General features: G+C 69.3%; 21 protein-coding genes. 6 read left to right on the top strand and 15 right to left on the bottom strand.

Features of this window, described 5'->3' with window-relative positions; all coding sequences use genetic code 11:
* Positions 1 to 76 precede the first annotated feature (76 nt).
* Genes OG407_RS36520 through OG407_RS36505 form a run of 4 tightly spaced genes read right to left on the bottom strand, consistent with a single transcriptional unit; the run spans position 77 to position 3,067 of the window.
* Entirely contained in the window at positions 77 to 298 is a 222-nt protein-coding gene (locus OG407_RS36520; protein ID WP_405863852.1) for a ferredoxin, read from the bottom strand.
* Positions 299 to 300: 2 nt separating this feature from the next.
* Positions 301 to 1,521 carry an NADH-ubiquinone oxidoreductase-F iron-sulfur binding region domain-containing protein gene (locus tag OG407_RS36515; RefSeq protein ID WP_405863850.1) on the bottom strand — a complete coding sequence of 407 codons (1,221 nt, stop codon included), beginning with the start codon at positions 1,519 to 1,521 and terminating at the stop codon, positions 301 to 303.
* On the bottom strand, positions 1,518 to 2,099 hold the full coding sequence (locus tag OG407_RS36510; RefSeq protein WP_405863848.1) for a ferric reductase-like transmembrane domain-containing protein: 582 nt from the start codon (positions 2,097 to 2,099) through the stop codon (positions 1,518 to 1,520). Before OG407_RS36510 ends, OG407_RS36515 begins: the two co-directional genes overlap by 4 nt.
* On the bottom strand, positions 2,096 to 3,067 hold the full coding sequence (locus OG407_RS36505; RefSeq protein WP_405863846.1) for an FAD:protein FMN transferase: 972 nt from the start codon (positions 3,065 to 3,067) through the stop codon (positions 2,096 to 2,098). Before OG407_RS36505 ends, OG407_RS36510 begins: the two co-directional genes overlap by 4 nt.
* A 24-nt stretch (positions 3,068 to 3,091) precedes the next feature.
* Here OG407_RS36505 and OG407_RS36500 point away from each other — a divergent pair, with 24 nt between their 5' ends.
* Positions 3,092 to 3,517 (top strand): hypothetical protein, encoded by a 426-nt coding sequence (locus tag OG407_RS36500; protein ID WP_405863844.1) that lies wholly within the window; start codon positions 3,092 to 3,094, stop codon positions 3,515 to 3,517.
* Positions 3,518 to 3,603: 86 nt separating this feature from the next.
* Here the strand turns inward: OG407_RS36500 and OG407_RS36495 are convergent, their stop codons facing one another.
* From OG407_RS36495 to OG407_RS36470, 6 genes are all read right to left on the bottom strand, one after another.
* A complete protein-coding gene (locus tag OG407_RS36495) occupies positions 3,604 to 5,307 on the bottom strand; it encodes a proline--tRNA ligase (RefSeq protein WP_405863842.1) in 1,704 nt (567 codons plus the stop codon).
* Positions 5,308 to 5,380: 73 nt separating this feature from the next.
* Positions 5,381 to 5,944: a GNAT family N-acetyltransferase gene (locus tag OG407_RS36490; RefSeq protein WP_403587660.1), complete on the bottom strand. Its 564-nt coding sequence runs from the start codon at positions 5,942 to 5,944 to the stop codon at positions 5,381 to 5,383.
* A gap of 126 nt (positions 5,945 to 6,070) precedes the next feature.
* On the bottom strand, positions 6,071 to 6,919 hold the full coding sequence (locus tag OG407_RS36485) for a GNAT family N-acetyltransferase (protein WP_405863840.1): 849 nt from the start codon (positions 6,917 to 6,919) through the stop codon (positions 6,071 to 6,073).
* A 71-nt stretch (positions 6,920 to 6,990) separates the two neighbouring features.
* The gene (locus OG407_RS36480) at positions 6,991 to 7,254 is read right to left on the bottom strand and encodes a DUF397 domain-containing protein (RefSeq protein WP_405863838.1); all 264 of its coding nucleotides are present in this window, start codon (positions 7,252 to 7,254) and stop codon (positions 6,991 to 6,993) included.
* 41 nt (positions 7,255 to 7,295) lie between these two features.
* Positions 7,296 to 7,559, bottom strand: coding sequence for a DUF397 domain-containing protein (locus OG407_RS36475; RefSeq protein ID WP_405863836.1), 264 nt, complete (start codon positions 7,557 to 7,559; stop codon positions 7,296 to 7,298).
* Positions 7,556 to 8,395 (bottom strand): helix-turn-helix domain-containing protein, encoded by an 840-nt coding sequence (locus OG407_RS36470; RefSeq protein ID WP_405863834.1) that lies wholly within the window; start codon positions 8,393 to 8,395, stop codon positions 7,556 to 7,558. The genes OG407_RS36475 and OG407_RS36470 overlap by 4 nt, the downstream gene beginning before the upstream one ends.
* 427 nt (positions 8,396 to 8,822) lie before the next feature.
* Here OG407_RS36470 and OG407_RS36465 point away from each other — a divergent pair, with 427 nt between their 5' ends.
* Complete coding sequence (locus OG407_RS36465; protein WP_405863832.1) at positions 8,823 to 8,987, top strand: ATP-binding protein; 165 nt, start codon at positions 8,823 to 8,825, stop codon at positions 8,985 to 8,987.
* 54 nt (positions 8,988 to 9,041) lie between these two features.
* On the opposite strand, the gene ispG is transcribed toward OG407_RS36465, so the two are convergent.
* From ispG to dxr, 3 genes are all read right to left on the bottom strand, one after another.
* The gene (ispG, locus tag OG407_RS36460; RefSeq protein WP_033284935.1) at positions 9,042 to 10,199 is read right to left on the bottom strand and encodes a flavodoxin-dependent (E)-4-hydroxy-3-methylbut-2-enyl-diphosphate synthase; all 1,158 of its coding nucleotides are present in this window, start codon (positions 10,197 to 10,199) and stop codon (positions 9,042 to 9,044) included.
* A 168-nt stretch (positions 10,200 to 10,367) separates the two neighbouring features.
* Positions 10,368 to 11,660 carry a M50 family metallopeptidase gene (locus OG407_RS36455; protein ID WP_405868811.1) on the bottom strand — a complete coding sequence of 431 codons (1,293 nt, stop codon included), beginning with the start codon at positions 11,658 to 11,660 and terminating at the stop codon, positions 10,368 to 10,370.
* Positions 11,661 to 11,668: 8 nt separating this feature from the next.
* A complete protein-coding gene (gene dxr, locus OG407_RS36450; protein WP_405863830.1) occupies positions 11,669 to 12,937 on the bottom strand; it encodes a 1-deoxy-D-xylulose-5-phosphate reductoisomerase in 1,269 nt (422 codons plus the stop codon).
* Between the two features lie 188 nt (positions 12,938 to 13,125).
* On the opposite strand from dxr, the gene OG407_RS36445 reads away from it, so the two are divergent.
* Positions 13,126 to 13,575, top strand: coding sequence for a lamin tail domain-containing protein (locus OG407_RS36445; RefSeq protein WP_328678260.1), 450 nt, complete (start codon positions 13,126 to 13,128; stop codon positions 13,573 to 13,575).
* A 7-nt stretch (positions 13,576 to 13,582) separates the two neighbouring features.
* Here the strand turns inward: OG407_RS36445 and OG407_RS36440 are convergent, their stop codons facing one another.
* The gene (locus OG407_RS36440; RefSeq protein WP_403587642.1) at positions 13,583 to 15,514 is read right to left on the bottom strand and encodes an acyl-CoA dehydrogenase family protein; all 1,932 of its coding nucleotides are present in this window, start codon (positions 15,512 to 15,514) and stop codon (positions 13,583 to 13,585) included.
* Between the two features lie 420 nt (positions 15,515 to 15,934).
* Between OG407_RS36440 and OG407_RS36435 the strand changes: the two genes are divergently transcribed.
* The 3 genes from OG407_RS36435 to OG407_RS36425 all read left to right on the top strand — a co-directional run bounded on the left by OG407_RS36435 (position 15,935) and on the right by OG407_RS36425 (position 19,544).
* Entirely contained in the window at positions 15,935 to 16,948 is a 1,014-nt protein-coding gene (locus tag OG407_RS36435) for a LacI family DNA-binding transcriptional regulator (RefSeq protein WP_328678266.1), read from the top strand.
* Positions 16,949 to 17,011: 63 nt separating this feature from the next.
* Complete coding sequence (locus OG407_RS36430) at positions 17,012 to 19,060, top strand: TIM-barrel domain-containing protein (RefSeq protein ID WP_405863827.1); 2,049 nt, start codon at positions 17,012 to 17,014, stop codon at positions 19,058 to 19,060.
* Positions 19,061 to 19,169: 109 nt separating this feature from the next.
* Positions 19,170 to 19,544 (top strand): hypothetical protein, encoded by a 375-nt coding sequence (locus tag OG407_RS36425; protein WP_405863825.1) that lies wholly within the window; start codon positions 19,170 to 19,172, stop codon positions 19,542 to 19,544.
* A 26-nt stretch (positions 19,545 to 19,570) separates the two neighbouring features.
* Here the strand turns inward: OG407_RS36425 and OG407_RS36420 are convergent, their stop codons facing one another.
* Positions 19,571 to 20,284, bottom strand: coding sequence for a GH12 family glycosyl hydrolase domain-containing protein (locus tag OG407_RS36420; protein ID WP_403587630.1), 714 nt, complete (start codon positions 20,282 to 20,284; stop codon positions 19,571 to 19,573).
* Positions 20,285 to 20,319: the final 35 nt, after the last annotated feature.

Here is a 20,319-nt window from a genome sequence, read left to right as displayed (position 1 = left end):
GTGTGTTCTCTGCGGGTGCGTGGGGGCTGGGCGCGCCCACGCGGCGGAGCCGCAAATCGATACAGCCCCGCGCCCCTCAAGGAGTTGCCCTGGTCGTGAGTTTCAGCGCCAGGACGGGGCAGTCGGAGGCCGCTCGGCGAGCCCTCTTTGTCGCGCGGGGCGGGATTGGGGCTCCATCCACCAAGGGGTAGCCCCACTCGTCCAGGGTGATGTGGTCCGGGAGGAGTTCCGCGCACAGGCCATGTCCCTGGCACGCCGTCCAGTCGATGTCGATCTTCTGGTGCGTCTTCTGGTCCATGGTCAGTGGGCCTCGTTCGGGATCGGGAGCAAGGGGGTGGGGTCGGTTGCCGTGCACAAACCCCTTGCGTGGGCGTCCAGTTCAGGGGCGAATGTCGTCAGCGCGCTGCGGACCAGGCGGACCGTGCCGTCGGGGTGGTGGCAGGCACCCCGCCCCTCTACCAGGCCGGACCAACGGGACACGTCCTGGCGGGTGTTGGCCTGGGGGCCGGGGGTGGCCAGGGTCTGGAAGGCGGAGGCGATGCGTGGGAGGCCGTTGAGGCAGGGGCCGCACTGGCCGGCCGACTGCAGGGCCAAGTAGCGGAGAACACGGGCGGTTTCGGTTACGCCGCAGCGGTCCGCGGGGAGTGCGGCTAGGACGCCGGCTCCCAAGTCGCCTGCGTGCAGGGTGCGTTGGGCTGCTTCGGTCGCCCGGATCCAGGTGCCGTGGTAGCCGCCCACCAGTACCGCGGACATTCCGCCCAGGGGCAGGAGTCGGTTCAGGGGGAGGCCGAACGGGGCTTCCACCACCCGGACTTCGCGGCCCGGCACGTGCAGGGTGCACAGGGTGCTGCCCGGCTGGGCGGGCGTCCCGGCGCTGCGGAACCAGTCGGCGCCGTAGCGGGCGACCAGGGCCAGGTGGGCCAGGGTTTCCACGTTCTGGATGAGGGTGGGGGCCTTGCGCACCCCTCGTTCGCGGACCGGGGGGCGTTGGTGGCGGGGCAACGGGGCATTGCCGGAGACGTATTGCGCCAGCGCCGACGCCTGGCCGGACAGGAAGCGTTTGGGCAGGCGGACGACCTGTACGGGGAGCGGGTCCTTGCGTTGGGCCAGGGCCGATTCCAGGTACGACGCGCCGTCCTCCACCGCCAGGTGGACCTCCCCCGCGCCCACCGCCCGCGCCGCCAACTGCAGCCCGTCCAGGACCAGATGGGGAGAGAGGCGCAGGAGCGTCTTGTCTTTTCGGCTGGCCGGTTCGCCCTCCGCGCCGTTCGCCACGACCACGGGGGCCCGGCCCGTGCGGCGGCCCGCGTCGGCCACCGCGACGAGTTTGCGGTACGTCGGGAACGCGGCGCCTCCGCGGCCGGTGAGGCCGGATTCGGCGACCGTTCTCAGGAGGGTGTCGGGATCTCCGTACGCCAGCGGGCCGTAGCGGAGTTCGTGGGTGGAGAGGTCGGCCGCGGTGCCGCCGGGGGCGAGGAGGCGGGGGGACATGTAGATGTCGGTGAACGTCGTGGTGGTCATGAGCGGGCTCCTTCGGTTGTGCGGAGCAGGGCTGCGGGGGTGCGGCGGGACTCGCGGGCGGAGTGGGCCAGGCGGATGCCGAAGGCGGCTACCACGACGGCCACGCAGGACACGGTCAGCCAGGTCATCCAGTCGGTACCGGTGTCCGTGCCGATGCCGATGCCGTGGATCAGGGCGACCGGCCAGGAGGCGTACGCGAGCCAGTGGAGCGCCCGCCAGGTGCGGTGGCCGATGCGTTCCCTGAGGAGGCTGGTGACCAGGACCGCGAGCATCAGGTCGAAGGCGACCGTGCCGAGGCCGAGCCAGAAGGGTTCGTAGGCGGAGACGAAAGGGACGACCGCGTCCACGACGGTGATGTTCACGTATCCGTCGATCACCGCCATCGCTATGTGCAGGGCCAGGAAGGCGGTCGCGGAGAGGGAGAGGGTGCGGTGCAGGTTCACCGTGCCGAAGCGGGGCAGGCCGGGGAGCCGGGTGCGCAGGCGGACCGCGATGCCGAGCAGGACGACCACGGTGAACAGGACCAGGCAGACGGCGCCGGTGGCACGGTTGGCGTACCAGAGGATCTCGGAGCTCATGCGGCGACCGCCGGAGAAGTGGGCCAGCCCGGGGTCGTGACGACCGTGCCGTCCTGTGCCACCAGGCGTGCGGGGAGGCCCAGGCGCGTCAACCAGCGTTCCGCGCCTGCCCCCTTGACCAGGCACGCCGTGCTCGCCGCGTTGGCGTCGGCGCTCGTCGCGGCGGCGACCGAGACCGTGCGCCAGGGGCTGCGGACCGGGAGGCCGGTGCGCGGGTCGACGATGTGGTGCAGCTCGTAGCCGCCCCGGCGCCAGCGGCGGGCCGCCGTGCCCGAGGTGGCGAGGCCGCCGGAGCGCAGGCCGATCGTGGCGTACGTACCGTGCGCGGGCGTCTCGTCGACGGAACCGGTGACGTCCTGGACGCGGATGTTCCAGCCGCCGGCCGGGGGCTCCCCCGCCACGGCCGTGTCGCCGCCGAGGCTCACCAGGACTCCGCAGCCCGCCACTTGGGCGAGCATCGCGGCGGCCTTGTCGGCGGCCCAGGCCTTCGCCGTGGCGCCGAGGTCCAGGCGGACGCCGGCCGGGACGGTGACCGTGCCCGTCGTACGGTCCAGGCCGATCGTGCGCCAGCCGGGGGCGCGCTTCACGGTGAGCCGGATCGGGCGGTCGTCCTCCTGGACGAGGGTGAAGTCGCGGTCGTAGCCGATGGCGTTCATGGCCGAGCCGACCGTCGGGTCGACCGCGCCGTCCGTCGCCTCGGCGGCGCGCAGCGCGACCGCCAACGCCTCCGCGAGCAGCGGGCTGACGGTGACCGGGCGGCCCGACGCGGCGTCCAGCGCGGCCAGTTCGGAGTCGGTACGGAACCTGCTGCAGGCCGCGTCGACCTCGGCGAGGTACCGGGCGAGGAGCAGGTTGCAGGAGTCCAGCAGGGCCGGGTCGGTGACGACCAGCCGGACGCCGGTCCCGAGGGCACGCCAGTCGGCGGCGGCGGTCGTGCGCAGAGGCGCGGCACTCGTACGTGTGCTCATCACGACGCTCCCGACGTGGAGTCGGTGGAGCTGCCGGAGGACGACGTCACGCCGGACGAGGACGACTGGAGGTCCGACGACGAAGACGAAGACGAAGGTGAGGAGGATGAAGATGAGGAGGATGAAGACGACGACGAGGTCGAACTGTCCGATGTGGACGAGGTGTTGGAGGAGGCGGACGGCGAAGGTGTCGAGGACGACGACGAACTGTTCGTGCCGGTACTGCCCGCCGCCGTGTCCGCCTCCGCGTCCGACTGCATCGTGCCGACCAGGGCGAACACCCCGGCCGCCGCGGCCAGCGTGATCGCCGCCGTGGCGGCCGCGATGCGCCGCTTTCCTCTGCGGACCGCCGTAGCGGCCCCACGCTCCTTGACTGTCATGACCGTTCCCCTCCGCAGTGACGCTCTGTCACGTCCTACGGTCGGGGACCAGCCTGAGAGAAATCTGTGAGGCGCCCATACGCCTCACCAGAACTCCCTGAGAGGAGTCTTAAATTGCTTGAGGCTTCAACAAGCCCCTTCTTTGTTGATCGCCGCTTACGCGGTGAGGCGGGCGATCGCCTCGTCGACCGTCAGTTCCTCGCGCTCGCCGGTCCTGCGGTCCTTCAGTTCCAGGACACCCTCGGCGGAGCGGCGGCCCGCGACCAGGATCTTCGGTACGCCGATCAGCTCCGAGTCGGTGAACTTCACGCCCGGGGAGACCCCGGCGCGGTCGTCGACCAGGACGCGCAGACCGGCCGCGCGCAGCTTCTCCGAAACGTCCAGGGCGAGTTCGATCTGGAGGGCCTTGCCCGCGGCTACGACGTGCACGTCGGCCGGGGCGACCTCGGCGGGCCAGCACAGGCCCTTGTCGTCGGCGGTCTGCTCGGCGAGGGCGGCGACGGCGCGGGAGACGCCGATGCCGTAGGAGCCCATGGTCACGCGGACGGGCTTGCCGTGCTGGCCGAGGACGTCGAGCTTGAGCGCGTCGGCGTACTTGCGGCCGAGCTGGAAGATGTGGCCGATCTCGATCGCGCGGTCCAGCTTGAGGCCGGTGCCGCACTTGGGGCAGGGGTCGCCCTCCTGCACGACCACGACGTCGACGTACTCGCCGACCTCGAAGTCACGGCCCGCGACGACGTTCTTGGCGTGCGTGCCCGCCTTGTTGGCGCCCGTGATCCACGAAGTGCCGGGGGCCACGCGCGGGTCGGCGATGTACGTGACCTTCTCGCCGAGGCCCTGCGGACCGACGTAGCCACGCACCAGGTCGGGACGGCCGGTGAAGTCCTCCGCCGTCACCAACTCGACCGCCGCGGGGGCGAAATGGGCCTCGACCTTGCCGAGGTCGACCTCGCGGTCGCCGGGGACTCCTACGGCCACGATCTCGCCGTCGACCTTCACGAGGAGGTTCTTCAGCGTGGCGGAGGCCTCTACGCCGAGGTGGGCGGCGAGGGTCTCGATGGTCGGGGTGTCGGGGGTCGGGATCTCTTCGAGCGCGGGTACGCCGGTGGCGTCCACGGGCTTCAACTCGTAGGTGATCGCTTCGGTGTTGGCGGCGAAGTCGCAGTTCGGGCAGTCCGCGAAGGTGTCCTCGCCGGCCTCGGCCGGGGCGAGGAACTCCTCCGACTTGGAGCCGCCCATCGCGCCCGCGGTCGCGGCGCAGATGCGGTAGTCGAGGCCCAGGCGCGCGAACACCTTCTGGTAGGCCTCGCGGTGCAGGGCGTAGGAGTGGGCGAGACCCTCGTCCTCGGTGTCGAAGGAGTACGAGTCCTTCATCAGGAACTCACGGCCGCGGAGCACGCCGGCCCGCGGGCGGGCCTCGTCGCGGTACTTGTTCTGGATCTGGTAGAGGATGACCGGCAGGTCCTTGTAGGAGGACGCCTGGTCCTTCACGATCAGCGTGAAGATCTCCTCGTGGGTGGGGCCGAGGAGGTAGTCGCCGCCCTTGCGGTCCTTGAGGCGGAACAGCTCGGGGCCGTACTCGTCCCAGCGGCCGGTCGCCTCGTACGGCTCGCGGGGCAGGATCGCGGGGAGCAGCACCTCCTGGGCGCCGATCGCGTCCATCTCCTCACGCACGATCCGCTCGACGTTGGAGAGGACCTTCTTGCCGAGGGGCAGCCAGGACCAGATGCCGGCCGCGGTACGGCGGACGTAGCCGGCCCGCACGAGCAGCTTGTGACTGAGGACCTCGGCGTCCGCCGGGTCGTCGCGCAGCGTCTTCGCCATCAACTGGGACATGCGCTGGACCGGTGCGTTCGCCATGGTTCCTGTACTCCTGCCGGGAAAGGGTGATGGCTAGGAGGTTAGCCGTGCGTGCTGTGCCGGTGGAAATCGGTTAGCGGCGGCGGAGTGGCAAGGGGGCGCCCATGACCGCGTACGGCTTGGGGGCACTCGGGAACAGGACCTGGCGGGCGAGGTCCTCGTAGCCGAGGGAGCGGTACAGGCCGCGGGCCGGGCTGTCGGTGTCGATCGCGGAGAGGATCGAGCGGGGTTCGGTGGCGGCGTCCGTGATGGTGGTGATCAGGGAACGGCCGGCGCCTCGGTTCTGGTAGTGCGGGTGGACGTGCAGCTCGGTGATCACGAAGGAGTGGTCGAGCCAGTCGTCGTGGTCCTGGGCTCGGAGGTACGGCTCCACGACTGTGGACCACCAGTGGGTGCGGTTGTTGGGCATGCCGTAGACGAAACCGACCAGTCGGCCCTCGGTGGTGGCGCCGAGGGCGCGGGCGCCGGGGTAGGTCATGTGACGCAGGACGATCTGGCGTCGTACCGCTACCTCGTCCTGGCCCAGGCCGAATGCGAGGGCCTGTACGGCGAGGGCTTCGTCAACGTGGGCCGAGAGGTCCAGGGGGCCGATCACGACGTCTTCGGGGTGGCGGTGACCGTGACCGGGAAATCGCATGTGGGGAGAGTACAGGGGGGTGACGGTTGTCGTTCGAGTGCGGGTTGTATGTGGCTGAGCGCGCCCACGCGGCGGAGCCGCACATGTCACAGCCCGGGCCCCTTGGGGGTTCGCCCTTGGCGCGTTTCAGAACAGGATGCTCATGAAGGCGCCGACCTCTTGGAAGCCGACCCTCAGGTACGCCCGTCGCGCCGGGGTGTTGAAGTCGTTCACGTAGAGGCTGACCATCGGGGAGACGTCCGCGAGCGCGTAGCGCAGTACCGATGCCATCGCGGGGGCCGCCACGCCCCTCCCCCGGTACTCGGGGGCCACCCACACGCCCTGGATCTGGCAGGCCTTGGGTGTCGCGGCGCCGATCTCCGCCTTGAAGACGACCTTGCCGTACTCGTCGAGGCGGGCGAACGAGCGCCCTGCGCCTACGAGTTCGGCGACTCGGGCCTGGTAGAGGAGGCCGCCGTCGCCGGCCAGCGGGGAGACCCCGACCTCCTCGGTGAACATCGCCACGCACGCCGGCATGATCGTGTCGATCTCGTCCTTGCGGATACGGCGGACGTACGGGTCGGGGGCGATGTCGGTGGGCATGCGGTCGGCGACCATGAGGGGCTGGCGGGCGCGGACGTCGCGGGCCGGGCCCCAGCTCGGTTCGAGGAGGCGCCAGAGCTGGGCCGTCGCCTCGGCCGGGCCGACGATCGAGGAGCAGCGGCGGCCGGCCCTGCGGGCGCGGTCGGCGAAGGCGCGGACGGCTCTCGGGGTGGCGCAGATCGGGACGAGGTTGGCGCCCGCGTAGCAGAGGGACGTCAGCATGCCGTCCTCGTACCAGCCCCACATCTCGCCGCCGAGCCGCCAGGGGTCGAGGCCCGCGACCTGCACCCGCGAGGTCACGAAGGCGTTCGTGACCGGCTCGCGGTCGAGCACGGCGAGCGCGGCGTCCAGGTCGCTCGGTTCGAGCACCCGAGAGGTGGTCTGCGTCAACACGGTCAGGAGCCTCACCCTGGGTTCTGCGGATCTCTGCACCTTACCCGGCAGAGGCAGGCAGCGCCCCCGCGTCACCCCCGGGCAGCGAACCCGACGAACGCGTCCCAGCTGGCGGGGGCCAGGGTGAGGGTGGCTCCGCCGTGCTCGGGGAGGTGCTTGGAATCCCGTACGTGGATGGTGGTGGGGCAGGTGGCGATCTCTACGCGCTGCCCGCCATCGCCCTGGCTGTAGCTGGACTTGTGCCAGGTGAGGGCGACTTCGAGGCACTGGCCGCCCTCGCCGTCGCTGTAGGTGCTCTTGAACCACACCAGCTCAGACGCTACATCGACGTTCATGTCTCTCCCAGCAGTTTCTCTACGAGGGCCAACGACTCGCGTCACCCCCGGGCGGCGAACCCGAGGAAGGCATCCCAGCTGGCGGGGGCCAGGGTGAGGGTGGCTCCGCCGTGCTCGGGAAGGTGCTTGGAATCCCGTACGTGGATCGTGGTGGGGCAGGCGGCGATCTCTACGCACTGCCCGCCATCGCCCTGGCTGTAGCTGGACTTGTGCCAGGCGAGAGCGACCTCCACGCATTCGCCGCCGGAGCCTGTGCTGTAGCTGCTCTTGAACCACGTCAGCTCGGACGACTCTTCGACGTTCATGTCTCTCCCAGCAAGTTCTCTACGAGGGCCAGTGATTCGCTCGGTGTCAGGGCTTGGGCGCGCAGGATGCTGTACTGCTCCTCCAACTCCCTGACCGTCTGACGGTCCGTGTAGAGGCGGCTGCTCTTGTATGCCTCGACATAGGCGATCCTGCGCCCTTCGTTCGTTTCGATCAAGGTGAACGGGCTTTCAAGTCCAGCGTGCGCCTCGCGAGCCGTCGGCATCACCTGGATCTCGACGTTACGGCGTTGCCCGTGCAGCAGGATCTGCTCCAACTGACCACGCATAACTGCCTGTCCGCCCAGTGGGCGGTGCAGAAGGTGCTCCTCGATCACGAAACTGATGGTCGGGAACACGCGCTTGGCAAATACGTCCTGCCGGGCCAGACGGCCCGCGACACGCTTCTGAACAGTGTCGTCGTCCAGGAGGGGACGCCACATCCTGAGCACCGCGAGTGCGTAGTCCTCTGTCTGAAGGAGGCCCGGGATTGCCTTCGTGGCGAACACGTGCAAAGCGACCGCCTTCTTCTCCAGCGCCGCCGCGTCCTGGAAGAACGCCGGATACTGAGCCCTCTCCATCTCCTCGATGAACTCGGCCAACACCCCCTCCGCACCCAGCACTTCATCAGCCTTCGCGATGAACCTCCCGGACGGAATCCGCCTCCCCTGCTCGTACGAAGCGATGGTCGACGCCGAATACCCGGTGCGCGCCCCGAGTTGCGCCCGCTCCATCCCCGCCCGTACCCGGAACCGCTTCAACTGCCGCCCGAAGACGTGCAGTACCCCCGACCCCGCCTCCGGCACATCCGCTTCAGCTTCCGCTGCTTCTTCGCTCATGCACACCTCATTGCCCTCGACCCACCACCGGTCACGGCGCAAACGCGTACAACTGGCTGCCGTACGCGTACAGCGCGTGACGGTCACCGCGTCGCCGCTGTTCAACGCTACGCACGCCACGGGACCGTGGTGGCATGAAGTCACCGACTCCCCTGGACCGGCATATGCCACAACTCCCGGTTCCCCTGCACGAGTTCACCATGCGGTTCACGTCCACCCCACGCGGGGCGCGGCTGGCCAGACGGCTGGTCTCGCATCGGTTGCACGACTGGGGTTACCCGTACGGCGACGCCGTCAACGAGACGGTCACGCTGATCGCGGCCGAGTTGGTCGCCAACGCCGTGCGGCACGGGCATGTGCCTGGGCGGGAATTTCACCTGAGTCTTGTCGAGGCGGGGGCGCCCGGAACGTGTACACCCTGCGTCTGTTGGTCAGTGACACGCGAGGGGAGCGGCTGCCCGAGCCGATGGGGCAGGGCGAGGGGGACTGTGAGTCCGGGCGGGGGCTGCTGCTGGTCGAGGCGCTCTCGTCCCGCTGGGGTGTCGTGGCGCGCGCTCCCGGCAAATCCGTCTGGGCCGACGTAGCCACATAAAAAAGTGTGACACTTTCACCGAAAGTGTCACACTTTCCCAACTACCCTCGTCCCTCAGCCGGCGACGGCCACCGTGGGTTCGCCGGAGGCGACACCATCCGCCTCCATCTGCTCGGCGATCTTCATCGCCTCCTCGATCAGCGTCTCCACGATCTTCGACTCGGGCACCGTCTTGATGACCTCGCCCTTGACGAAGATCTGCCCCTTGCCGTTGCCGGAGGCGACGCCGAGGTCGGCCTCGCGGGCCTCGCCGGGACCGTTGACGACACAGCCCATGACCGCGACCCGCAGCGGGACCTCCATGCCCTCAAGGCCCGCCGTGACCTCCTCGGCCAGCTTGTACACGTCGACCTGCGCGCGACCGCAGGACGGGCAGGAGACGATCTCCAGGCGGCGGGGCTTGAGGTTCAGGGACTCCAGGATCTGGTTGCCGACCTTGACCTCCTCCACCGGCGGGGCGGAGAGCGAGACGCGGATGGTGTCGCCGATGCCCTGCGAGAGCAGCGCGCCGAAAGCCACCGCCGACTTGATCGTGCCCTGGAAGGCCGGGCCCGCCTCGGTGACGCCGAGGTGGAGCGGGTAGTCGCACTGGGCCGCGAGCTGGCGGTACGCCTCGACCATCACGACCGGGTCGTTGTGCTTGACCGAGATCTTGATGTCCTGGAAGCCGTGCTCCTCGAAGAGGGACGCCTCCCAGAGGGCCGACTCGGCCAACGCCTCCGGGGTGGCCTTGCCGTACTTCTTCAGCAATCGAGCGTCCAGCGAGCCCGCGTTCACGCCGATGCGGATCGGCGTGCCGTGGTCCTTCGCGGCCCGCGCGATCTCCTTGACCTTGTCGTCGAACTGCTTGATGTTGCCGGGGTTCACACGGACCGCCGCGCAACCGGCCTCGATCGCCGCGAAGACGTACTTCGGCTGGAAGTGGATGTCCGCGATCACCGGGATCTGCGACTTGCGGGCGATCGTCGCGAGGGCGTCGGCGTCGTCCTGCGTGGGGCAGGCGACGCGGACGATCTGACAGCCGGACGCGGTCAGCTCGGCGATCTGCTGGAGCGTGGCGCCGATGTCCGACGTACGGGTCGTCGTCATGGACTGCACCGACACCGGCGCGTCGCCGCCGACCGCCACGGTGCCGACCTGGATCTGCCGGCTCTTGCGGCGCTCGGCGAGCCGGGTCGGTACGGACGGAATGCCGAGAGAAATCGCAGTCATCTGCTGTGCAACCCCAAGTCGTGGATCAAGGCCCCGGTCCCGGAACAGCGGGCTCCAGGCTTCGAGATTACGTCAACCGTGCGGGCCCGAGCACATCCCGGCCGTAAACCCACTCAATGGAGAGCGGCCCGGCACAAGAGATGCCGGGCCGCCACAAACTACGAATGGCTAGGAGATTTTGACTGGGTTAACCACGTCCGCCACCAGAACCAGCAACGTGAAGCAGACGAAGATCCCCGCCACCACATACGCGACCGGCATCAGCTTCGCCACGTCGAACGGGCCCGGGTCCGGGCGCTTGAGCACCTTCGCCAGGTTCCGCCGCAGCGCCTCCCACAGCGCGCCCGCGACATGCCCGCCGTCGAGCGGGAGCAGCGGGAGCATGTTGAAGAGGAACAGGGAGAGGTTGAAGCCGGCCACCAGCATCAGGGCCATGGCCAACTGCTGGGTGGGCGGGATGTCGAGCGTGAAGATCTCGCCGCCCACGCGGGCCGCGCCGACCACGCCCATCGGGGAGTCGGCCTGGCGGGGGGCGCCGTCGAAGGCCGCGTTCCACAGGGCCGGGATCTTGCCGGGGAGGGCCGCGATGGAGTCGACGGCCTCGCCCATGCGGTCTCCCATCCAGGTGACCGAGTCGCCGAAGTCCTGGCGGACGATGCCGGTGGCCGCGCTGAAGCCGAGGAAGCCGGCGGTGACGTACTGGCCCTGGACGATCTGGCCGCTGGAGTCCTTCTTGGCGACCTGGTTCGACGCGATCTTCGCGTGGAGGGTGAGGGGCTGGCCCTTGCGCTCCACGACGATCGGGACCGTCTTGCCGGGGGTGGCGCGGATCAGGTCGGAGAGCTTGTTCCAGTCCGTCGTCTTCACGCCGTTGAAGCTGACGATCTTGTCCCCGGCCTTGAGGCCCGCTGCGGCGGCCGGGGAGGCGGGGTCGCTCGACTTGCAGGTGTCGCGGTTCTGGCTCTGCGCGATGACGCACTCGGAGACCGAGCTGACCGTGTTGGTCTGCTGCGAGATGCCGAAGCCCATCAGGACGGTGAGGAAGAGCGCCACCGCGAGGATGAGGTTCATGAAGGGGCCCGCGAACATCACGATGACCCGTTTCCAGGGCTTGCGTGTGTAGAACAGGCGGGACTCGTCGCCGGGCTCCAGTTCCTCGAAGGCCGCCGAGCGGGCGTCCTCGATCATGCTGCGCCAGGGCGAGGTGGAGCGGGACTCGATCCTGCCGTCGGGGCCGGGCGGGAACATGCCGATCATGCGGATGTAGCCGCCGAACGGGATGGCCTTGAACCCGTACTCGGTGTCGCCCTTCCGCTTGGACCAGATGGTCGGGCCGAAGCCGACCATGTACTGGGGCACCCGGATGCCGAAGAGCTTCGCCGTGGACAGATGCCCCAGCTCGTGCCAGGCGATCGAGACCAGCAGGCCGACCGCGAAGACGACTATGCCGAGGATCATCATCAGGGCTGTCATGCACGCGCCTCCGCGTTCGCCGTGGTCGTCTGCGCTGTCAGTTCGCGGGCCCGGGCGCGTGCCCAGGTCTCCGCTTCGAGGACGTCCGGCACGGTCAGGGAAGTTCCCGTGGCCGGTGTCCCGTGTTCCTCGACCACCCGTGTCACCGTCTCCATGATGCCGTTGAACGGCAGCGCGCCCGCGCGGAACGCCTCCACGCACTCCTCGTTCGCCGCATTGAACACCGCCGGAGCCGTGCCCGCGAGCTGTCCCACCTGCCGGGCCAGCCCGACCGACGGGAAAGCGTCGGTGTCGAGCGGGAAGAACTCCCACGTCGACGCCTTGCTCCAGTCGAACGCGGGCGCCGCGTCCGGGACCCGCTCGGGCCAGCCGAGCCCGATGGCGATCGGCCCGCGCATGTCGGGGGGCGTCGCCTGGGCGAGTGTCGAACCGTCCGTGAATTCCACCATCGAGTGGACATACGACTGCGGGTGCACGACCACCTCAATGCGATCGAAGGGAATGTCGTACAGCAGGTGCGCCTCGATCACTTCCAGCCCCTTGTTCACCAGGGTCGCCGAGTTGATCGTGATCACCGGCCCCATCGCCCAGGTGGGGTGCGCGAGTGCCTCTTCTACGGTCACTCGCGCCAGGTCCGCCTTCGTACGACCCCGGAAGGGGCCGCCGGACGCGGTGACGACGAGCTTGCGCACATCGGCGCGGGTGCCGGCCGCGAGGGCCTGGAAGAGCGCCGCGTGCTCGGAGTCCACCGGGATGATCTGGCCCGGCTTGGCGAGCGCCTTCACCAGCGGGCCGCCGACGATGAGCGACTCCTTGTTGGCGAGCGCGAGGACGCGGCCCGCCTCCAGGGCGGCGAGGGTGGGCGCGAGTCCGATGGACCCGGTGATGCCGTTCAGCACGGTGTGGCAGTCGGAGGCGGCGAGTTGGGTGGCCGCGTCAGGACCGGCGAGGATCTCGGGCAGCGGCTCCCCCGCGCCGTACCGCGCGGCGAGCGCCTCGCGCAGTGCCGGTACGACGTCCTCGCGGGCGACCCCGACCGTCCGCACCCTGAGCTGGTAGGCCTGCTCGGCGAGGAGCCCGACCCGGCCGCCGTTCGCGGAGAGGGCGGTGACCCGGAAGCGGTCCGGGTTGCGCAGCACCAGGTCGATGGCCTGGGTGCCGATGGACCCGGTGGACCCGAGGATCACCAGGGCCTTGGGACCGTCGCCCACGACGGGGTCGTAGACGAGATGTGGGTCGGCGAGGGGTGCTGGACTGTCGCTCATCCCTCCATTGTTGCCGCAACGGGTGGCCGGGGGGACAGCGGTTCCCTCGGGCGGGTGGCTTATCGGCTCTCGTCGGTGATTGAAGGGAAATCCCCCTTTGTGAATACGGCGTGAAGGTCGTGTGATAACACTTCAGGTCTGCGCCGGTGGACGACCGGCGCGTGGACGACATCCTGGGGGGATTCTCCATGCGGATACGCGCTGCCCTGCCCGCGCTCGCGGGCGCCGCGATACTCACCGGCACGCTGCTGAGCACTCCGGCAGAAGCCGCCGGCGGCGTCACGATCTACCACGTCTGGTTCGACAGCCCGGGCTCGGACAACCGGTCCAACACGAGCCTGAACGGCGAGTGGGTGCAGATCAAGAACACCAGCCGGTCGGCGATCTCGCTCAAGGGCTACGTACTGAAGGACGTCTCCAACCACCGCTACACCTTCAAGAACATCAAGATCGGCGCCGGCAAGTACATCAAGGTGCACACCGGCAAGGGCACGGACACCGCGTCGAACACGTACCAGGGCCGTGCCGCCTACGTCTGGAACAACACCAGCGACACGGCGACGCTGACGAAGTCCAACGGCAGCAAGGTCGACACCTGTTCGTGGACGACGCGGGATCCGAGCGACAAGTACTGCTGAACGAGGGCTAGTTGACGGGGCGGTGGAGGTTGTCCGCCTTGGACGGGCCCGGGGTCGTGTCGGCGATCCAGGGTCCGTCGCCGGACGGGTCGACGATGCCTTCCTCCAGCCACGTGTACGCGCCGCCCATGACGCCCTTGACGACCTTGTGGTCGATGTCGTCGGTGTTGGTCCACAGGCGGCCGAAGAGTTCCTCGACGCGGATGCGGGACTGTTCGCAGAAGGCGTCGGCCAGTTGGTAGGCCTCGCGGCCGTGATCGCCCTGGGTGCGCAGGAGTTCGGCCCGTACGCAGACCGCGCTCATCGCGAAGAGTTCCGCGCCGATGTCGACGATCCGGCCCAGGAAACCCTGCTTGGTCTCCATGCGACCCTGCCAGCGGGACATGGCGTAGAAGGTCGAGCGGGCCAGTTTGCGGGCGCCGCGTTCGACGTAGCGAAGATGCCGGGAGAGGTCGACATCGTGGCGGAACTCGCCGTAGGTGCCCGGGAGTTGGCCGCTGCCCGCGACCAGCTTCGGGAGCCACTTGGCGTAGAAGACGCCCGCGTTGGCGCCCGCCTTCGCCTTGTCCTGGAGGGACTTGTCCGGGTCGATGAGGTCGCCGGCGACCTTGAGGTGGGCGTCGACGGCCTCGCGGGCGATGAGGAGGTGCATGATCTCCGTCGAGCCCTCGAAGATGCGGTTGATCCGGAGGTCGCGCAGGACCTGTTCGGCGGGAACCGCCCTCTCGCCGCGGGCCGCGAGGGATTCCGCCGTCTCGAAGCCCCGGCCGCCGCGGATCTGGACCAGTTCGTCGGCCATCAGCCAGCCCATCTCGGAGGAGAAGAGCTTGGCGAGCGCGCCCTCGATGCGGATGTCGTTGCGGTCCTCGTCGGCCATCTGCGAGGAGAGGTCGAGTACGGCCTCCAGGGCGAAGGTCGTCGCCGCGATGAAGGAGATCTTCGCGCCCACCGCCTCGTGCTCGGCGATCGGCCTGCCCCACTGCTCACGCGCCGCCGACCACTCGCGGGCGATCTTCAGGCACCACTTGCCGGCCGCGACGCAGGACGCGGGGAGGGAGAGGCGGCCGGTGTTGAGGGTGGTGAGGGCGATCTTGAGGCCCGCGCCCTCGGGGCCGATGCGGTTGGCGGCGGGCACCCGGACCTGGTGGAAGCGGGTGACGCCGTTCTCGATGCCGCGCAGGCCCATGAAGGCGTTGCGGTTCTCGACGGTGATGCCGGGCGAGTCGGTCTCCACGACGAACGCGGTGATGCCGCCCTTGTGGCCCTCGCTCTTCGGCACCCGGGCCATCACGACCAGGAGGTCGGCGATCACGCCGTTGGTGGTCCAGAGCTTCACCCCGTCGAGGACGTAGGAGTCCCCGTCGGGCACCGCGCTGGTCGCGAGGCGTGCCGGGTCGGAGCCGACGTCCGGTTCGGTGAGCAGGAAGGCGCTGATGGCGGTGCGGGCGCAGCGGGGCAGGAACTCCGCCTTCTGCTCGTCCGTGCCGAACAGCTTCAGCGGCTGCGGTACGCCGATCGACTGGTGGGCGGAGAGCAGCACGCCGACCGCGGGGCAGGCGGAGCCCGCGAGGGCGAGCGCCTTGTTGTAGTACACCTGGGTGAGGCCGAGGCCGCCGTACTTGGTGTCGATCTTCATGCCGATGGCGCCGATCTCCTTGAGGCCGCTGATGACCTCGTCGGGGATGCGCGCCTCGCGTTCGATGCGGGCGGCGTCGATCTGCGTCTCGCAGAAGACGCGCAGCTTCGCGAGGAACTCCTCGCCGCGCCGGGAGTCCTCGGCGGCCGGGAGGGGGTGGGGGTGGATCAGGTCGAGCCGGAAGCGGCCGAGGAACAGTTCCTTGGCGAAACTGGGCTTGCGCCAGTCCTGTTCCCGGGCCGCCTCCGCCACCTGCCGGGCTTCTCGCTCGGTGACGGTGGGTTTGCTGGATGGAGCGGACATGAGGCTCACCTCGCCGCGAATCGGGCCCTCGGACCATGGCGGTTACCGACGGGTGCTACCCGTTCGTATGTACCCGATCCACCGCGAAGCAGCCACCCTTCGCGCGTCCGTTCAGCCGATGTCGACGAAGTACGCCTCCGTGTCAAGCCGCCCCGAAGTGTTGCATCGGGGGTCCTTCCGGGGGACGGTTCGTCTACGGCCCGTCAGCGGCCGCTACGACCTCTCAGTGGCCGCCGGCCCGCCCGGAGGTAGCCTCCCCCGCCCGGAGAAACACTCGGAGTCCGGTGATTCGAGAAAGTGTCGAAGCGCTTCGACAACCTATGGACACCCACACCGCCTGAAGCTAGTGTCGAACCACCCCCACCCGCCCTTGTCAGCAACGCGCACTGTCGAAGCGCTTCACAAAGCTTGGAGAGCTGGATGGTCACCCTCGCCGAGGTCGCCCAGCACGCCGGAGTCTCGGCGAGCACGGTGAGCTATGTCCTCAGCGGCAAGCGGTCCATCTCCGGAGCCACCCGGCAGCGGGTCGAGCAGAGCATCCGCGAGCTGGGCTACCACCCGAACGCGGGCGCCCGCGCCCTGGCCAGCAGCCGGTCGAACATCATCGCGCTGATGGTGCCGCTGCGCACCGACATGTACGTGCCGGTGATGATGGAGATCGCCATCGCCGTGGCGACCACCGCCCGCCTGCACGGCTACGACGTACTGCTGCTCACCGGCGAGGAGGGTCCCGACGCGGTGCGCCGGGTCACCGGCAGCGGGCTCGCCGACGCGATGATCCTGATGGACGTCGAACTCGACGACGAGCGGCTGCCGTTGCTGCGCGGCACCGACCAGCCCTCGGTACTCATCGGCCTCCCCGCCGACACCACCGGACTGACCTGTGTCGACCTCGACTTCGGGGCGACCGGCGCGCTGTGCGTCGAGCACCTCGCCAAACTCGGTCACCACGACATCGCTGTCATCGGCGAGGCCCCCGCCGTCTACGAGCGGCACACCGGTTTCGCCGAGCGCACCCTCGACGGACTCCGGTCCCGGGCACGGGAGTTGGGCCTGCGGGTGCTGCACCGGCCGTGCGAGGGCGGGTACGACGCGATGACGACGACCCTGGCCCGGATCTTCGACGAGCGCCCCGGCACCACGGGCTTCGTCGTGCAGAACGAGTCGGCGGTCGAGCCGCTGCTCGCCCTGCTGCGCCAGCAGGGCCGGGCCGTGCCGGAGGACGTGTCGGTGGTCGCGGTCTGCCCCGACCAGGTCGCCACCCAGGCCTCGGTACGGCTCACGTCCGTCGCCATCCCCGCGCAGGAGATGGGCCGTTACGCCGTGGAGCACCTGGTGGCCAAGCTCGACGGCCGCGGCAGCGACGAAGTCGTGCTGATCACACCGGAGTTGACGATGCGGGCGAGTACGGGGCCGGCGCCGTCAGCTTCTTGACCAGCCACGCTCCACGTGTTTGTGCGGTTACCCCCTGTCTGCTTTCCTCCAGGAGCACTCCTCGTGAATCAGCCTGCCGAAATCCAGTCCGAGGTCAGTCTCGCGCAGTCCTCCCCCACCGTCGGAACGTTCCGCGAGCGGGACGGCGCGCTGGAGTGGAGCGGCCGTCAGGAGACCCTGCGCATCGAACCGTGGGGGCCGGACGCGGTCCGGGTCAGGGCCCGGCTCGGCGGCCCGCTGCTCGACGGGCTGCCGGGTGCGCTGCTGGACGAGGCACCGCCCACCGAGGCGAGCGTCAAGATCGAGGACGGCCAAGGGACCCTGACCGTGGGCGAGTTGACTGTCGAGGTCGACGCCGAGGGCCTGATCCGCTTCCTGCGCACCGACGACTCCACCGAACTCCTCGCTGAGGCCCGCGCCCACTTCTGGTGGCCCGGCTCGCGCCTCTACACGGCGGTCGGCAACGGCCACCACCGCCTGGAGCAGCGCTTCGCCGCCTACGAGGACGAGAGGCTGTACGGCCTCGGCCAGCACCAGCACGGCAAGCTGGACCAGAAGGGGCTGGTCCTCGACCTGGTCCAGCGCAACGCCGAGGTGGGCATCCCGGTGCTCGTCTCCAGCCGCGGCTACACCCTGCTGTGGAACAACCCGGCGATCGGCCGCGTGGAGCTGGCCGGCAACGGCACCCGCTGGGTGGCGGATTCGGCCCGGCAGATCGACTACTGGATCACCGCGGGCGACCCGGCCGACGGCCAGCGCCGCTACAGCGCGGTGACGGGCCGTACGCCGATGCTCCCCAAGTGGGCGGCGGGCTTCTGGCAGTGCAAGCTGCGCTACCGCACCCAGGCCGAACTCCTCGCCGTGGCAAGGGAGTACAAGCGCCGCGACCTCCCCCTCTCGGCGATCGTCTGCGACTTCTTCCACTGGACGCACCTGGGCGACTGGAAGTTCGACCTGGCCGAGTGGCCCGACCCGGCGGCCATGGTCCGCGAACTGGACGAGCTGGGCGTGAAGTTGGTGGTGAGTGTCTGGCCGTCGGTGTCCCCCCTGAGCGAGAACCACGGCGTACTGGAACAGCGCGGCTACCTCATCGGCACCCAGTACGGCCCGATGGCCCACGCCGACTGGCCGGACAAGGGGGTCGCGTCGACGGTCCAGGTGGCCTTCTACGACGCCACGAACCCCGAGGCCCGCGACTTCCTGTGGTCGAAGATCCGCGACAACTACCTTGTCCCGTACGGCATTACGGCCTTCTGGCTGGACGCGTGCGAGCCCGAGCTGAAGCCGGGCTTCCCGGAGAACCTGCGCTACTGGGCGGGGCCGGGCCTGGAGGTCGGCAACATCTACCCGGCCGAGAACTCCCGCACCTTCTCCGAGGGGTTGCGCGCCGAAGGCATCGGTGACGACGAGATCATCACCCTCAACCGCTCGGCGTGGGCGGGCAGTCAGCGCCACGGCGCCGCGCTCTGGTCGGGTGACATCGGCACCGACTTCCCCACCCTGCGCCGCCAGATAGCCGCGGGTCTCAACACCGCGCTCTCCGGCATCCCTTGGTGGAACACCGACATCGGCGGCTTCCACGGCGGCGACCCGGACGACCCGGCGTACCAGGAGGTCATGGTCCGCTGGTTCCAGTTCGGCGCGCTGTCCCCGCTGATGCGGCTGCACGGCTTCCGCGACCCGGGCATGCCGCTGGGCCCCGACATGACCGGCGGCCCCAACGAGGTCTGGTCGTACGGCGATCGGGCCCTGCCGATCCTGGAGAAGTACCTGCGGCTGCGCGAGCGCCTGAAGCCGTACGTGCTGGATGTCATGCGCGCCGCGCACGAGGAGGGGCTGCCGGTGATGCGCCCGCTGTTCCTCGAATTCCCGGCGGACCAGGCGACCTGGTCGGTCGACGACGCGTACCTCTTCGGCCCGGACCTGCTGGTCGCCCCGGTGCTGACGGCGGGCGCCACGGTCCGTACGGCGTATCTCCCGGCGGGCGCGTGGTGGACGGACGCGTGGACCGGCGAGACGTACGAGGGCGGTACGGCGGTCACGGTCGACGCGCCGCTGGACCGGATCCCGCTGTTCCTGCGGGACGGGGCGACGCTGCCGGTGACGGAGTAGCGGAGTCCGGAGGGGAGTTGGGCCTCCCCTCCGGGCCGTGACGCTTCCGTTGCGCGGAACTGTGGGCTCCATCACAGCCGTGCCGATCTTGTTCTGGTGGACTCCTCCGATGGTCTTACGCAAGCTCGCCGGCGGGGCGGGCCTGATCGCGTTCGCCCTGTATCTCTGGGGTCTGCTGCACATCATGGGCGCACTGCTGGAGGCGGGGGACGGCGGCACCGACTCGGCGCCGCCGCGACCGTGCCGTACGGCCAACCGGCAGTACGACGAGAAGGCCTTGAACGTCATCGACTACTCGGTGGACTACGTCCCGCTGCGATTCGTCTGCAAGACGAAGGACGGTGGCAGTTACGTCTCCGACACGGTTCCCGGCTATGTCAACCCGGCGGTGTTCGGCCTCGCACTGGCCGGCCTCGGCTGCTGGGTCGCCGCGCTCGTCGTGGCACCGCCCGGCCCTCGCGGTGTACGAGGACCGGGCGGCTGAGCGGAGCACCGAGGTGCCCGGGTGGGTCAACTACTGCTGACGCTCTCGCTGTTGGTGGTGAAGTTCAGGCCGCCGGACGAGGACGTGATCTCGAAGCCGAACTGCAGGTCGCCGATGGTCACGTTGCCGAACCAGCCCTTGGTGTCCTTGATCCACTTGAGGATCGGCAGGATGTCGACCGTGCCGGACGTCGAGTTGGAGGTGCGCAGGAACGAGAACACGTCGTTGCTGCCGTTGTTGCCCTTGTAGACGGTCCAGGTCGAACCGCCCAGCGTGAGCGTGCCCTGCGAGGTGCCGAGGGCGCCGACAGCTCCGGTCTTGTTGACCCAGAGCATGATCTCGTAGTCGTAGTTGGTGTCCCAGATGTCGTACGACGTGTTGTACGCGCCGGACGACGGCACCGTGACGTTGTAGCTGCTCTTGAGCGAACCGAGCGAGGTGATCGACTTGTTGATCACCTTCTTGGCGTTGGGGTAGGACTTGATGCCGCCGGTGTTGGGGTGGTTGGCGTTGACGCCCCAGTTGGTACCGGAGTTGGCCCAGATGCACTGGCTGCCGGCGCCGGAGCCCCAGATGTTGTTGTAGAGCGTGTAGCCGTTCAGGGTGGTGTTGCCGTACTGGTCGCAGGAGCTCCAGACGGCGGCGGAGGCGGGGGCCGAGGCGAGCGCGACGGTGGCGCCGAGCGCGAGTGCGGGGGCGAGAACGGCCGTAAGTACGCGGCCCGGCTTGCGTGTTGCCATGGTGTCCCTTCCATGGGTGGGGGGAGGTGCGAGTG

It is taken from the genome of Streptomyces sp. NBC_01515, assembly GCF_045040345.1.
Classification (GTDB): domain Bacteria; phylum Actinomycetota; class Actinomycetes; order Streptomycetales; family Streptomycetaceae; genus Streptomyces.
Note: the sequence above shows the minus strand (reverse complement) of the source record. Positions and strands in the feature narration are given on the sequence as shown.